Annotated in this window: 13 protein-coding genes; 9 read left to right on the forward strand and 4 right to left on the reverse strand. The window is 73.5% G+C overall.

The window, feature by feature from the left end; genetic code table 11:
* Positions 1–19: 19 nt before the first annotated feature.
* The 3 genes from ACWEJ6_RS32390 to ACWEJ6_RS32400 all read right to left on the reverse strand — a co-directional run bounded on the left by ACWEJ6_RS32390 (position 20) and on the right by ACWEJ6_RS32400 (position 4,753).
* Entirely contained in the window at positions 20–3,661 is a 3,642-nt protein-coding gene (locus ACWEJ6_RS32390) for a DNA polymerase III subunit alpha (protein WP_452428728.1), read from the reverse strand.
* On the reverse strand, positions 3,661–3,927 hold the full coding sequence (locus ACWEJ6_RS32395; protein WP_352323492.1) for a DUF6504 family protein: 267 nt from the start codon (positions 3,925–3,927) through the stop codon (positions 3,661–3,663). The genes ACWEJ6_RS32390 and ACWEJ6_RS32395 overlap by 1 nt, the downstream gene beginning before the upstream one ends.
* A 79-nt stretch (positions 3,928–4,006) precedes the next feature.
* Positions 4,007–4,753 (reverse strand): GntR family transcriptional regulator, encoded by a 747-nt coding sequence (locus ACWEJ6_RS32400; protein WP_452428730.1) that lies wholly within the window; start codon positions 4,751–4,753, stop codon positions 4,007–4,009.
* Positions 4,754–4,865: 112 nt separating this feature from the next.
* On the opposite strand from ACWEJ6_RS32400, the gene ACWEJ6_RS32405 reads away from it, so the two are divergent.
* From ACWEJ6_RS32405 to ACWEJ6_RS32440, 8 genes are read left to right on the forward strand one after another with little or no spacing between them, the layout of a single operon-like run.
* Positions 4,866–6,020, forward strand: a complete 1,155-nt coding sequence (locus tag ACWEJ6_RS32405) for an ABC transporter substrate-binding protein (RefSeq protein WP_364336368.1) — start codon at positions 4,866–4,868, stop codon at positions 6,018–6,020.
* Positions 6,017–6,841: an ABC transporter permease gene (locus ACWEJ6_RS32410; RefSeq protein ID WP_358294824.1), complete on the forward strand. Its 825-nt coding sequence runs from the start codon at positions 6,017–6,019 to the stop codon at positions 6,839–6,841. Before ACWEJ6_RS32405 ends, ACWEJ6_RS32410 begins: the two co-directional genes overlap by 4 nt.
* Positions 6,829–7,683 carry an ABC transporter permease gene (locus ACWEJ6_RS32415; RefSeq protein ID WP_364336370.1) on the forward strand — a complete coding sequence of 285 codons (855 nt, stop codon included), beginning with the start codon at positions 6,829–6,831 and terminating at the stop codon, positions 7,681–7,683. Before ACWEJ6_RS32410 ends, ACWEJ6_RS32415 begins: the two co-directional genes overlap by 13 nt.
* Positions 7,680–8,750, forward strand: coding sequence for an ABC transporter ATP-binding protein (locus tag ACWEJ6_RS32420; protein ID WP_452428733.1), 1,071 nt, complete (start codon positions 7,680–7,682; stop codon positions 8,748–8,750). The genes ACWEJ6_RS32415 and ACWEJ6_RS32420 overlap by 4 nt, the downstream gene beginning before the upstream one ends.
* The gene (locus ACWEJ6_RS32425) at positions 8,743–9,468 is read left to right on the forward strand and encodes an HAD family hydrolase (RefSeq protein ID WP_452428735.1); all 726 of its coding nucleotides are present in this window, start codon (positions 8,743–8,745) and stop codon (positions 9,466–9,468) included. Before ACWEJ6_RS32420 ends, ACWEJ6_RS32425 begins: the two co-directional genes overlap by 8 nt.
* Before the next feature lie 54 nt (positions 9,469–9,522).
* A complete protein-coding gene (locus ACWEJ6_RS32430) occupies positions 9,523–10,473 on the forward strand; it encodes a hypothetical protein (RefSeq protein WP_452428737.1) in 951 nt (316 codons plus the stop codon).
* Between the two features lie 24 nt (positions 10,474–10,497).
* A complete protein-coding gene (locus ACWEJ6_RS32435; RefSeq protein WP_452428739.1) occupies positions 10,498–12,246 on the forward strand; it encodes a serine/threonine-protein kinase in 1,749 nt (582 codons plus the stop codon).
* Between the two features lie 46 nt (positions 12,247–12,292).
* Positions 12,293–12,442 carry a hypothetical protein gene (locus ACWEJ6_RS32440; RefSeq protein ID WP_358294834.1) on the forward strand — a complete coding sequence of 50 codons (150 nt, stop codon included), beginning with the start codon at positions 12,293–12,295 and terminating at the stop codon, positions 12,440–12,442.
* A gap of 190 nt (positions 12,443–12,632) precedes the next feature.
* Here ACWEJ6_RS32440 and ACWEJ6_RS32445 read toward each other — a convergent pair whose 3' ends face one another.
* Positions 12,633–13,169, reverse strand: coding sequence for a TetR/AcrR family transcriptional regulator (locus tag ACWEJ6_RS32445; protein ID WP_387678887.1), 537 nt, complete (start codon positions 13,167–13,169; stop codon positions 12,633–12,635).
* A 170-nt stretch (positions 13,170–13,339) separates the two neighbouring features.
* Here ACWEJ6_RS32445 and ACWEJ6_RS32450 point away from each other — a divergent pair.
* A partial coding sequence (locus ACWEJ6_RS32450; protein WP_452428742.1) for an ATP-binding cassette domain-containing protein occupies positions 13,340–14,450 on the forward strand: 1,111 nt, incomplete at its 3' end.

Consider the following 14,450-nt stretch of genomic DNA (forward strand, 5'->3'; position numbering starts at 1 on the left):
CCGCCGGCCGGGTACGGGGTCAGGCCGCCGTCGGGCCGGAGCTGCCGGGGCTGGCGTGCCAGAGCTGCCGGGGCGGGGCGGCGATGGCGGGGCCGAGGTCGGAGTAGGGCGAGAGCCGGAAGCCGTTGGCGTACTCGATCCTGCGTCCGCCGACGCCGGGCCGCTCTTCGGGGGCCCGGTCGAGCAGGGCGCGGACGGCCTCCACGCCCTCCGCCCGCCACAGCGCGTCCAGGTCGGTCAGGTTCCAGCAGTCGACGGCGCGCATGGAGACCGCGCGGGCCCCCGTACGGCGGACCACCCCCCTGGCCAGCATGAGCCACGAGCCGAACACCGTCGCCGCGCACCTGCCCTGCACCGACTCGAAGAAGGTCAGGTCGACCGGCCCCGTCGAGTCGTCGAGGGTGGTGAAGATGACCCGCTGCCCCGAGCGCACGGCAGGCGTCTGGGTGGCCACCTTCACCCCCGCGACCAGCACCTCCGCGCCGTTGCGCTGGGCGAGCAGGTCCTTGGAGCGCACCACCCCGAGCGCGTCGAGCAGCTCGTCGTGGAAGCTGATGACGTGCCGGCTGACGTCGATGCCGAGGATCTCCAGCTCGGCCTCGACCATCTCCGTCTCCGTCATCTCGGGCAGCTCACCGGGCGGCAGGTGCTCGCCGAAGCCGAGCGGCAGCTGCGTGGACGGCGGCTCGGCCCGGGGACGCGGCGGCGCCGCGGTGTAGCGCCTGGACCGGGGCGCGGCCGAGCGCACGCCGATCGACGACGCCCGCTCCAGCGCCCCCACCTGGGCGATCAGGTCGCGCCGGGTCAGCTCGCCCGGACGCCAGCGGGGGCCGCCGGGACGCAGGCCGTGCAGCGCGTCGAGGCCGCCGACCTGGACGATGCGCTCGATGGTCGGGCGCGAGGGCCTGGCCCGGTCCCAGAAGTCGGCCAGCGACGTGTACGGCTGCCCGGCCACCATGCGTTCGACCTCGGCCTCGCTCACCCCCTTGATCGCCGAGAACGGCACCCGCAGCGCGTAACCGCGGCCGATCTCCCCGATCCTGAACTCCTGCCGCACCGGACGCCGCTCCTCCCCCAGCTCCGACGGGCTCACCCGGAGCCGCAGCGGCGGGCGCGGGCCGAGCCGCTCCACCCGCCAGTCCTTGCCGGACCCGTTGACGTCGAGCGGCAGGATCTCGACCCCGCACTGCCGGGCCTCGTCGATGATGACGCGCGGCGGGTACATGCCGGGCTCGTGGGTGAGCACCCCGGCGAAGAACGCCGCCGCGTGGTGCCGCTTGAGCCAGGCCGACTGGTAGGTGGGCAGCGCGAACGCCGCCGCGTGCGCCTTGCAGAACCCGAAGGCGCCGAACGCGTCGAGCACCTTCCAGGCCCGCTCCACCGCCGCGTCGCCGAACCCGTTGGCCCTGGCCAGCGGCACGAACGCCTTGCGCACCCGCTCCCGGCCCTCCGGCGTGCCGAGGGTGCGCCGCAGGGTCTCGGCGAAGGACAGGTCGCGTCCCGTCATCACCGAGATGATCTTCAGTACCTGCTCGTGGAAGACGACCACGCCGTGCGTCTCCTTCAGCGCCTCGCGCAACCGGGCGTGCGGGTAGTACGGCTGCCGCCACCCGTGCCTGGCCTCCAGGTAGGGGGTGACCATGTCGGAGTTGACCGGCCCCGGCCGGAACAGGGAGATGTCCACGATCAGGTCGTGCATCCGGCGCGGCTCCAGCTTGGCCACCAGCTCCCGCTGGCCCGGCGACTCGATCTGGAAGCAGCCGAGCGTGCGGCCGGCGCAGATCATGTCGTAGGTCTCCTGGTCGTCGTGCGGGACGTACTCGACGCCGGGGTCGTCGCCGGCCTGCTCGTCCAGCCTGACCTCGATGTCGTCCACGCGTTTGATCTCGCTCAGCGTGTACGCCATGGCCGACTGCATCCGCACGCCCAGCACGTCCAGCTTGAGCAGGCCGGCCTCCTCCACGTCGTCCTTGTCGAACTGGGACATCGGGAACTCCAGCAGGCTGCGTTCCACCGGCGTCCTGTCGCGCAGGCCCGAGTTGCCGACCAGCACGCCGCACGGGTGCAGCGCGATGTGCCTGGGCAGGCCGTCGAGCTTCTCGGCCAGCCGGAACACCCGGTCGAGCCCGGCCTCGCCGAGCCGGCTCTCGCGCAGCTCGGGCAGGTCGGCCAGGGACGCGGTGATCTGCCTGGCCCTGATGTGCGGGAACGCCTTGGCGATGGCGTCGATCTCGTGCGGCGGCAGGCCCATCGCGCCGGCGACGTCCCTGATGGCGCTGCGCGCGCGGTAGGTCTCCATCATGGACACGCAGGCCACGCGGGCCTCGCCGTAGCGTTCGAAGATGGCCTTGTAGCAGTCGAGCCGGCGGGCCGACTCCACGTCCACGTCGATGTCGGGCAGGCCGACGCGGCCCTCCGACAGGAAACGCTCCATGAGCAGGCCGTGTTCGAGCGGGTTCACCTCGCCGATGCCGATGAGGTAGTTGACCAGGCTGCCGGCGCCCGAGCCGCGGATGGCGCAGCGGATGTCCATGCCGCGGATCATGTCGGTGATGCCGGCCACGGCGATGAAGTACCCCGACAGGCGCTTGCGCTCGATGACGTCCAGCTCGGCCCGCAGGCGTTCCCTGGCCTCCGCCGAACGGTCGAGGCCGCGCCTGACCAGGCCGTCCTCGACGCGGTTGCGCAGCAACGGCACCGGGTCGCGGCCGACCTCGGGCAGGTTGAGGTCGGGCGGGTCGTTCCTGAGCGCGAGCAGCCGCAGCGGGTCCATCGAGCACGCCTCGGCCAGGCGCCTGGTGGTGGACAGCAGCCGGGCCACCCGCTCCCGGTCGGCGCCGCAGACCTTGGCCGCCACCTGCCACATCTCCTTGGTGCTCTTGAGGTAGGCGTGCGAGGTGGTGCTCTCCAGGTGCCTGGGGTGCAGCGGGACGAGCCGGCGGGCCGCGTCGAGCACGTCGCCGACCTGGTGGTCGGCCGGGTCGAGGTAGCGGGCGGCGTTGGTCAGCACGGCCGGCACGCCGGCGGACTCGGCCAGGCCGAGCATGCGGACGGCCGTGGTGGCGTCGCGGAAGCCGTACTGGTCGACCAGTTCGATCACCACGCCGGGGACGGCGGCGCGCCACCGGCCGAGCAGCGTCCTGGCCTGCTCGTCGCGGCGTTCGGCGATCGCCCGGCCGACGTCGGAGCGCGGCCCGAGCAGCACCACGAGCCCGTCCTCGGCGCCGAACCCGTGGTCGCCGCCCGCCGGCCCGGCCCAGGCGCCGACCAGCTCGCGGGTCACCTTGGGCGCGCCGCGCTCGCCGGCGGCGTGCGCGGCGGTGACCAGGCGGCACAGCCGCGACCAGCCGCCGGAGCGGGCCAGCACGGTGACCCGGTCCTCGGCGTCCGGCCCGGTCCTGGGCCGCGGCGCGCGCATGCCGGGCGCCGCCGGGACGGCCGGGACGTCGAGCGCCAGGTTCACGCCGACCACGGGGGCGATCCCGGCGTCCGCGCACGCCTGGACGTGCTTGACCGCGCCGTAGAGCCCGTCGCGGTCGGTCAGCGCGAGGATGTCCATGCCGTGTTCGACGGCCCGTTCCACCAGGGCGTGCGGGAAGGCGGTGCCGTACCTCATGGAGTAGGCCGAGGCCACGTCGAGGTGCGGGAACGGGGGCGCCATCAGTCCCACGCCCGCAGCAGCAGCCAGCCGTCGCCGGCGGTGTCGTAGCGCAGCTCGTACGAGCCGACCTCGCGCCCCGGGCTCGCCTCCACCCGCCAGAAGCGGCGCTCGCCGGGGTCGCCCTCGCCGGTCTTCCACCACTCGCGCGCCACGACCCAGTGGTCGAGCACGTTGCGGACGAGGTAGAGCCGGTCGCGCCAGACGAACTGGGTCGGCTCGCCGTCTCTGGTCCACACCTCTATCGGATCGCCATAGAGTCTGCTCAAGACGCTTCTCCCCGCGGCTCTGGTTCCTTTGCTGAGCCACCCGGGGGAAGACGGGCGCTTATGTATCGAACATATGTTCTTACGGCCCGAAGCGCAAGTCGCCCGCCCGCCGCGTCAGGGGGTTGGCGCCGATCGAGTTGCGGATGCTGAAGGTGACGCTGCCCGCCCGGTAGCGGTCGTCGGAGGACTCCACCGGGCGGCCCTCGTGCGTGGTGGTGACGCGACGCTGGCGCAGGAGCGGACTGCCGCGCCGCACGCCCAGCAGCCGGGCGTCCCCCGCGCCGGCGGGCACGGCGTCGATGAGGTGCTCGCCGTAGGCGAAGATCAGGCCGACGGACTCGTACAGGGCCTCGGTGACGGACGCGCAGTCGGCGGGCAGCGCCTCGACGGCGGAGGCCACCCACTCGGCGTAGACGGTCCGCTCGACCAGGACGGGCTCGCCCTCCAGCGAGCGCAGCCGCAGCACCTCCAGCACCTCGCCCCCGCCGAACCTGGCGGACTCGGGCGCGGTGGCGGCCCGGCGGCGCTGGGAGATCACCTGGCCGCCGATGCGGTAGCCGTTGGCCCTGGCCCACTGGGCGAAGCTGTGCAGCTCGGCGAAGCTCTGGCTGCGCGCGTTGCCGAGCACGATGCGCCTGGCGCCCTGCCTCGACCCCACCAGCCCCTCGGCGACCAGCACGGCCACCGCCTGCCGCACGGTCCCGCGCGCCGCACGGTGCCGGGTGGCCAGCTCGGCCTCGCTCGGGAGCTGGGAGCCGACCGGGTACGCGCCCGCCAGGATGTCATCACGCAGCTCAGCGGCTATCCGTTCATAGCGCGCAACCATTCGCGACCTTCTCCATTCACGAAAGAGCAATGTTTATGCGACTTACTGGTGCTCGCTTGTTTGTACAAGTTCCCTTAGGTTCTTTCCACACCCCCCGGAGAGTGGAGGCGACGTGTTCACACCTCGCGCCCGTACGGCCGGCGTCATCGCGGCCCTTACCGTTGTCACCGCGGCGTGTGGCGCCGCCCCGAGCAGCCAGCAGACCACCAAGACGGCCGAAGGCGGGGCGAACGCGGCGACCGCCGCCTCCGCCGCCGACTTCGGCGGCTTCGACAAGCTCGTCGAGGCCGCCAAGAAGGAGGGCAACCTCCACGTCATCGCGCTCCCGCCCGACTGGGCCAACTACGGCGAGATCATCAAGTCGTTCGAGGCCAAGTACGGCATCAAGATCGAGAGCGAGACGCCCGACGCGGCCAGCGCGGACGAGATCAACGCCGTCAAGACCCGCAAGGGCCAGGACCGCGCCCCCGACGTGCTCGACCTCGGCCAGTCGTTCGCGATCAGCGGCGCCAAGGAAGGGCTGTTCGCGCCGTACAAGGTGCAGTCGTTCGACAAGATCCCCGAGGGGCAGAAGGAGCCGACCGGGCTCTGGACCAACGACTACGGCGGCTACGTCTCGATCGGCTGCGACGCCAAGAAGATCGCCAACTGCCCGACCAGCTACGCCGACCTGCTCAAGCCCGAGTACAAGGGCAAGGTCGCGATGAACGGCAACCCGACCAAGTCCGGCTCGGCCTTCGCCGGCGTGTACGCCGCCGCGATCGCGAACGGCGGCTCCTTCGACGACATCCAGCCCGGCATCGACTTCTTCAAGAAGCTCAAGGACGCCGGCAACTACAACCCGGTCGAGACGACCCCGGCGACCATCGAGAAGGGCGAGACCCAGATCAGCATCGACTGGGACTACAACAACGCCGCCTACGCCCCCCAGATGGCCGCCAAGGGCCTCGACTGGAAGGTGAACGTGCCGACCGACGGCAAGTACTTCCAGATGTACGCCCAGGCCGTCAACAAGGACGCCCCGCACCCGGCGGCGGCCAGGCTGTGGCAGGAGTACCTCTACAGCGCCGAGGGCCAGAACCTCTACCTCAAGGGCTTCGCCCGTCCGGTGCTGCTGCCGTCCATGACCTCCGACGGCACGGTGGACAAGGCGCTGGCCGCGAAGCTGCCCCAGGTCGAGGGCACGCCCGAGTTCCCCACGCCCGAGCAGGTCGACGCGGCCAAGGCCAAGCTGGCCAGCGGCTGGGACGCCGCGATCTCGGGATGACCCGCCCGCGTTCCAGGGGCTGGGCCGGCGCCCTGCCCCTGCTGGCCTTCTTCGCCCTCGTCTTCGGGGTCCCGGCGGTCGCGCTGGTCGCGGGGGCCTTCACCGTCCAGGGACGGCCGAGCCTGGCCAACCTCGCGCAGAGCCTCCAGGGCGGCTACCTCGTCGCCATGGCCGGGAGCGTCAAGCTGTCGGCCGTGGTGGCGCTGGCCGGGGCCGTCCTCGGCACGTTCCTCGCCTACGCCGTGGTGACCTCGCGCTTCACGCTGCTGCGCGAGGCCGTGCTGACCGCCTCTGGCGTGCTGGCCAACTTCGGCGGGGTGCCGCTGGCGTTCTTCTGGATCGCCACGCTGGGCAACTCGGGCGTGATCAGCGGCCTGGTGGGGCTGCCCTCGGGGTCGTTGTACACGTTCTGGGGGCTGGTGATCGTCTACCTGTACTTCGCGATCCCGCTGATGGTGCTGGTCATGGCGCCCGCGCTGGACGGGCTGAAGCCCCAGTGGCGCGAGGCCGCCGCCAACAGCGGCGCGACCGCCTGGCACTACTGGCGCTTCGTCGCGCTGCCGGTGCTCGCGCCCGCGATGCTGGGCGGGGTGGTGCTGCTGTTCGGGTCGGCGTTCTCGGCGTACGCGACCGCCAACGCCATGGTGGGCACCGTCGTGCCGCTGGTCACCCTGAAGATCGCCAGCGCGCTGACCGGTGACGTGCTGGTCGGCTACGAGAACATCGCGCTGGCGCTCAGCCTGGACATGATCGTGGTGGCCGGGCTGGTGATGGCGATCTACCTGCCGCTGCAGAGGAGGAGCTCCCGATGGCTGCGCTGACCGGGCTGGAGCCCGTCGCCGCGGCGGCGGCGAAACCGCCCGCCCGGCCCCGCTGGTGGCGCGGCCTGGTGTTCGCCCTGGCCGCGGCCTACTTCCTGATCCCGCTCGGCGCCTCGCTCTGGTACACGGTGCACAACCCGGCCACCGGGGTGTCGTTCTCCGCCTACGGCGAGCTGCTGACGGCCGAGGGCTTCGCGCGCTCGTTGCTGCTGTCGCTGTCGCTGGCCGCCGCGACGATCGTGCTGGTCCTGCTGCTGGCGCTGCCGGCGATGCTGGCCGTACGGCTGTTCGCGCCGCGGCTGCGGCCGGTGATGGAGGTGCTGTGCACGCTGCCGCTGGTGGTGCCGCCGATCACGTTCGTGGCCGGGCTGACGACGTCGTTGCGGGACGGGGCCGACATCCTGGCGCCGACGCCGTTCTGGGGCACGCTGATCGCGATCCAGGACCCGGGGTTCCCCGTCGTGCTCGTGCTCGCGTACGTCGTGCTGGTGCTGCCGTTCGTCTACCGCTCGCTGGACGCCGGGCTGCGCACCATGGACGTGCGCACGCTGGTCGAGGCCGCCCGGAACCTGGGCGCGTCCTGGCCGCACGTGCTGCTGCGGGTCGTGGTGCCGAACCTGCGCTCGGCCCTGGCCAGCGCGTCGTTCCTGACGCTCGCGCTGGTGCTGGGCGAGTACACGGTGGCCAGCCTGCTCGGCTACGAGCCGTTCGCGGTCTGGATCGTGACCGTCTCCGGCTCCAAGGGGCAGCTGTCCGTCGCGGTCTCCATCCTCAGCCTGCTGCTCATCTGGGCGTTGCTGCTCGCCGTCTCCACCGTCTTCAGTGGAAGGAAGAAATCATGACCGCTGCGGTGGAGTTCCGCGGGCTGCGCCGGGTCTTCGGCAGGACGGTCGCGCTCGACGGGTTCGACCTGACCATCGCCCCCGGCGAGTTCGTCGCCCTGCTGGGGCCGTCGGGCTGCGGCAAGACGACGGCGCTGCGCTGCGTGGCCGGGTTCGAGCGGCCCGACTCCGGCGCGGTGCTGCTGGACGGCAAGGACATCACGAACGTGCCCGCCAACAAGCGCGACGCCGGGATGGTCTTCCAGTCCTACTCGCTCTTCCCCAACCTCAACGCCCGCGACAACGTGGCCTTCGGCCTGCGCGTGCGCAAGGCGCCCGCGGCCGTCCGGCACGCCAGGGCCGCCGAGCTGCTCGAACTCGTCGGCCTCCCCGCGCACGCCGACCGTTTCCCGCACCAGCTCTCCGGCGGCCAGCAGCAGCGCGTCGCCCTGGCCCGCGCGCTCGCGCTCGAACCGCGCGTGCTGCTGCTCGACGAGCCGCTGTCGGCGCTCGACGCCAAGGTGCGGGTGACGCTGCGCGAGGAGATCCGCCGGTTGCAGCTCGACCTCGGCATCACCACCGTCTTCGTCACCCACGACCAGGAGGAGGCCCTGTCGATCGCCGACCGGGTCGCGGTGCTGCGCGAGGGACGGCTGGAGCAGTGCGGGCCGCCCGCCGAGGTCTACGACTGGCCGGCCACGCCGTTCGTCGCCGAGTTCGTCGGGGCCATGAACCACCTGGCCGGGCGGCTGTCCGGGGACGGCGTCACCGTGCTCGGCCAGCTCCTTCCCGTGGACGGCCCGGCGCCCGCCGAGCCCGACGTGGACGTGCTGATCCGGCCCGAGGCCGTCCGGGTCACGCCCGACCCGGACGGCCGCGCCGAGGTGCTGGCCGCGTCCTTCCGGGGCGCCTCGGTGCGGCTGCGGCTGTCGCTGGAGGGCGGCGAGGTGCTGGCCGACGTGCCGGGGCACGAGGCGGCCCGGCTGGGGGCGGGGGCCCGCGTCACGGTCCGGCTGGTGGAGCGTCCGGTGCTGGTGGCCGCCCGTACGGTGACGGCGCCCGCGCCGGTGTTGTCGGCCGATGCCTGACAGGCCGGCCGACGCGATCGTGCCCGACGCGGTCCCGTCCTCTTCGGACGGCATGCCGGACGCGGTCCCGTCCTCTTCGGACGGCATGCCGGACGCGGTCCTGTTCGACATGGACGGCACGCTGGTGGACACCGAAGGGCTCTGGTGGCAGGCCGCGGCGTCGGTGGCCCGGTTGCTGGGCCGCGCGCTGACGGCCGCCGACGCGCCGCACGTGACGGGCCGCACGGTGGGCGACACGGCCGCGTACCTGGTGGACGGGGCCGGCGGGATGAGCGGCAGGATGAGCGGCGGAGTGAGCGCGGAGGGGGTCGCGGGCGCGCTCACCGAGGCGTTCGCCGAGCGCGTCAGGACCGGGCTGACGGTCGTGCCGGGGGCGCCGGAGCTGCTGGCCGAGCTGGCCGCGGCGGACGTCCCCACCGCGCTGGTGACCGCCTCCCCCCGCAGCATCGTGGAGCTGGTGCTGCCCCGGCTCGGGCACGCGTTCGACCTGGTGATCGCCGACGAGGACACCGCCCGGGGCAAACCGCACCCGGACCCGTACCTGGAGGCGGCCCGCAGGCTGCGGGTGGCCCCGGCGCGGTGCGTGGCCGTCGAGGACAGCCCGGCGGGCGTGGCCGCGGCCACCGCCGCGGGCTGCCGCGTGCTGGTGGTGGACCCCGCGCGCGGGCTGGCCCAGGTGCGGGCCGGGCTGCGCGGCGCTCCCCCGCACGGGGGATGAACCCGCCTCCCGCAGGGGAGGGACGGGCCCGCGGGCGTCGGCAGGATCTCCTGCATGAGCCCCGACGTGAGAATTGTCAGGACGCCCGCCGTCGCGCTGGCGCTGGTCGTCCTCTACGGCGGCCTGCGCGTCTACTGGGAGCTCGGCCACATGCCGGAGCGGATGTCGCCGATCGGGTCCGACCTGATCGTGTTCACCGGCTGGGCCGCGGTGGGCCTGTGCGCGGCGGCCGCGGCGGCGCTGGTCGTCCTGATGGCCGCGCGCCCGGACGGCCCGCTGGGATGGGCGCCGCCCGCGCTGGCGTGGGCGGTGGGCGGCGCGCTCATCGTGTCGGGGGCGCTGCTGCTGCTCGACGTGGTGTCGGTGGTCGTCCCGGGGCTCGGCATGCCGTTCTCGTGGGCGGGGGCGCTCAGCAAGGCGGCCTGCGTGGGCTCGGGGGTGCTGCTCTGGCGGTCCGCCGCGGCCTACCGGCGGCGGGCCGCGGGGGCGTGCGGGGCGTGCGGGCGGCGTTCGTCCCGGGTGCTCGCGCGTACGCCGGGGTGGGCCTTCGCGGCAGCCTACGTCTCCGTGGCCGGCTGCCTGGCGCGGATCGCGGCGCAGGCGGCCGTGGGGTTCGACGTCGTGCCGTACCGTGCCGGGGCGGTGGCGTTCGAGGTCGAGTTCCTGCTCGCCGGGACGCTGCTGCCGCTGGCGCTCGTCCACCGGTTCGGGCGGGTGTGGCCGGGATGGGTGCCGTGGCTGGCCGGGCGTCCGGTGCCGCGCCGGCTGGTGTTGTGGCCGGGAGTGGGGGTGTCCGGCGGGCTGCTGGCCTACTTCGGGGTGGCGCTGGGGCAGATGGCCGCCGAACGGCTCAGCGGGGGCGTGCCGTTCTCCGGGGGCGATCTGCCCGAGGCGTTCTTCTGGGTGGCCGTGCCCGGGTACGTGGTGTGGGGCGCCGGGATGGCCGTGGCGGCCTGGTCGTACGCGCGGCGCACGCGCATCGCGTGCGCGTCCTGCGGCGGATAGCCGCGATCGGTAAGCTGGGCCGCCGTGAGCGGTGATATATCCCAGATCGGGCGCTACCGGCTGCTGAGCGTGCTCGGGCGGGGCGGCATGGGCACGGTCCACCTCGCCGAGGATCCCACTGGGCAGCGGGTCGCCATCAAGGTGATCAATCCGGAGCTCAGTCAGCACGAGCAGTTCCGGATGCGCTTCCGCCGGGAGGCCGACGCCGCTCGCCGCGTCCGCAGGTTCTGCACCGCCGCGGTGATCGAGGCCGCGCTCGACGGCGACCTGCTCTACGTGGTCACCGAGTACGTGCCGGGCCCCAATCTGGAGGAGGCCGTACGCCAGTCGGGGCCGCTGCGCGGCTCCAGCCTCGACGCGCTGGCCGTCAGCGTGGCCACCGCGCTGACCGCCATCCACGGCGCCGGGGTGGTCCACCGCGACCTCAAGCCGTCGAACGTGCTGCTGTCCCCCGTCGGGCCGCGCGTGATCGACTTCGGCATCGCGCGGGCGCTCGACACGCTGGGCGGCGTCACCGGCACCGGCGAGCTGGTCGGCACGCCCCGGTACATGGCCCCCGAGGTGCTGCGCGGCGAGCCGGTCTCGCCCGCCTGCGACGTGTTCTCGTGGGGCTGCCTGATCGCGTACGCGGCGAGCGGGCGGGCGCCGTTCGGCGGCGACACGCTGCCCTCCATCGTCTACCAGGTGCTCAACACCGAGCCCCGCCTCGACGACGTCGATCCCGGCCTGCGCGAGCTGGTCGCGGCCGCGCTACGCAAGGACCCCGCCGTGCGGCCCACCGCGCAGCAGCTCCTCGACCACCTCGTGGGCCGCTCGGCGGCGCCCGAGCAGGCGGCGCACACCGTGCAGGTGGCCTGGCAGCACGCCACCACCCCGTTCACCGAGGCCGCGCCCACTGCGGCCGACACCGCGGCCAACACGGCGGCCAACACGGCGGCCAACACGGCGGCCGACACGGCGGCCGACACGGCGGCCAACACGGCGGCCAACACGGCGGCCGACACGGCGGCCGACACGGCGGCGAAGCGGCGCGGCAGGCTGCTCGGGATCGGCGCGGCCGCCGCGGCGGTGCTGGTGGCCGCCGCGGCGACGGCCTGGGCCGTGCTCACTCCGAGCGGGCCGCCCGACGACCTGGGCGTCCTGTACCGCGAGGACTTCACGCAGACCTCCGGCGGCTGGCTCGGCACGTACGACCCCGACACCACGGGCAGCAAGGGCTACCGCACGGACGGCACGTACGGGCTGGACGTGGAGGACGGCCGCGAGGAGCAGTGGGCGAAGGCCCCCATCCCCTTCCTCGTCGCCACGCCCACGAACACCCCCGACCCCTCGGCCACGCCCACGCCGATGTTGCCGTCGTCGGTGGTCGTCGGCGTCACCGCCGAGATCCGGGAGTACGCCGGCAGCGGCGAGTACGGCATCTACTGCCACAACTCCGACGACGACGACACCTACTACGAGTTCGGCCTCGACACCGAGGGGAACGCGCGGATCCGCCGCGTGTACGACGGCGCGGGCGGCACGCTGACCCAGCCCGCCAAGGTGGCCAAGCCGGAGGGCCGGATACGCATCGTGGCCTCGTGCGAGCAGCGCGGCACCGGGGTGCGGCTGACGATGTGGGTGAACGACAAACGGGTGCAGCAGGCCGACGACCCCAACGGGCTCGGCAACGGGTACATCGGGCTGTTCGCGCGTACGCCCAAGGACAGCGAGTCGTCGCTGAAGATGACGTTCGACGACTTCGAGCTGCGGGGGCAGAAGGAGGAGCCCTAGACGGCCGGTCCCGCGTTCCCGGCGGCCATCGGGGTAGGGGGTGTGCATGGCGAAGCTCATGGACCGGGTGCGCGCGTACCTGCGCAGCCCTGAAGGCAGGCAGACCGTCGAGAAGGCCAAGCGCATGGCCCGAGACCCGCAGAACCAGGAGAAGGCCCGGCGTTTCCTCGACCGGCTCCGCCCCCGCCGCCACTGACCAGCCCGCGGCCGCCTCTTCGCGGCTGCCTCTCCCGGGCGGCCGCCTCTTCGCGGCTGCCTCTCCCGGGCGGCCGCCCGCACGGGCGGCCTCTGCGCGGCCGCTTGCGTCGGCCGCCTGTTCGCGGCTGCCTCCTCGCGGTGCCGCTTCCGTCGGTCGCTTCTTGCGGTCGCCGCTCTGATCGGGGTTCTCAGAGGATCCCGGCGCGGGCGGCGGCCAGGGCGGCGTCGGCGGCGCGGTCGGCGTCCCGCTCGCTCACCGGCTCGTGCGCGACGAACAGCCGGTAGTAGACCGGGGCGACGGCCACCCTGATCACCTCCCGGACGTCGACGACGTCGGGCAGCTCGCCACGGGCGATCGCGCGCCGCACCACCTCGGCCGACTGGTCGTGCCGGGCGGCGAAGAACGCGTGCAGGGCCCGCGCCGCCTCCGGGCTCTGGACGGCCGCCGCCACGAACGCCGACGACACCGGCCCCAGCTCCGGGTCGGCGAACCCGCCGCGGACGAGCTGGACGACCGCCCGCAGGTCGCCCTCGACGCAGCCGGTGTCGGGGATCGGCCACGGCTCGTCCTTGGCCAGCTCCAGGGCGTCGGAGATGAGGCCCTCCACGTTGCCCCACCGCCGGTAGACGGTGGTCTTGTGCACGCCCGACCGCTCGGCCACGTTCTCGACCGTCAGGCCACGGAAGCCATGGGCCGCCAGCTCGGCCAGGGTCGCCTGGCGCACGGCGTCGCGAACTCGCGCGCTGCGCCCTCCAGGACGTCTGCTCGGTTCCAAAACCTACTCCAGTTGCGTTTGCGGCTTCGCCTGTGCCAGACTAAAGCTACAACAGTTGCGATTGGAGTTCCATCCTGATCAACGTCCGAAGGCTCGGCAAGTCGTACGGCGACCGCGTCGTGCTCACCGATGTGTCCCTGTCCGTGGGCCCCGGCGAGCGCCTGGCCGTCGTCGGCGAGAACGGCTCAGGCAAGTCCACCCTGCTCCGGCTGCTGGCCGGCGTCGAACAGCCGGACGACGGCGAGATCACCATCACCGGCGTCACGGGCGTCACCGGCGTCACCGGCGATGTCGGCCATCTCGGCCAGACGCTCGGCCTGCCGCCCGGTCACACCGTCCAGCAGGCGGTCGACCACGCGCTCGCCGGTCTGCGGGCCATGGAGCGGAGGCTGCGCGAGCTGGAGTCGGCGCTCACCGACGACGTCATGGGCGAATACGGCGAGCTGCTGACCGCCTACGAGGCCCGCGGCGGCTACACGGCCGACGCGCGCATCGACAAGGCCCTCCACGGCCTCGGCCTGGCGCACGTCGCCCGTGACCGGGTGCTGTCGAGCCTGTCGGGCGGCGAGCGCGCCCGGCTGGGCCTGGCCTGCGTGCTGGCCGCCGACCCCGCCACGCTGCTGCTCGACGAGCCGACCAACCACCTCGACGAGCCGGCGCTGACCTGGCTCGAAGAGCGGCTGCGCGGTCACCGGGGGCCCGTGGTCGTGGTCTCCCACGACCGGGTCTTCCTCGACCGGGTGGCCACCGCCGTCCTGGAGGTCGAGGAGGGGGCCGTCACCCGGTTCGGCGGCGGCTACAGCGGCTACCTGGCCGCCAAGGCGGCGGCGCGGGCGCGGTGGGAGCAGGCGTACGCGGCCTGGTGCGAGGAGGTCCGGCAGGTGCGCGAGCACGCCGCCACCACCGCTCACCGCGTGGCGGCCGGGCGGGCCATGAGGGACAACAACAAGATGGCCTACGACCGCAACGCGGGCCGCGTCCAGAGCTCGGTGGCCACCCGCGTGCGCAACGCCCACGAGCGGCTGCGCCGCCTGGAGGACGACCCGGTCCCCCGCCCGCCGGCCCCGCTCCGCTTCCGGGCCGCCTTCCGCGCTCCCGCTCCGGCGGGCAACGGTCCGGTGAGCGACGGTCCGGTGAGCGACGGTCCGGCGAGCGACGGTCCGGCGAGCGACGGTCCGGCGAGCGACGGTCCGGCGAGCGACGGTCCGGCGAGCGACGGTCCGGCGAGCG

The sequence above is a fragment of the Nonomuraea sp. NPDC004702 genome, from assembly GCF_053601695.1.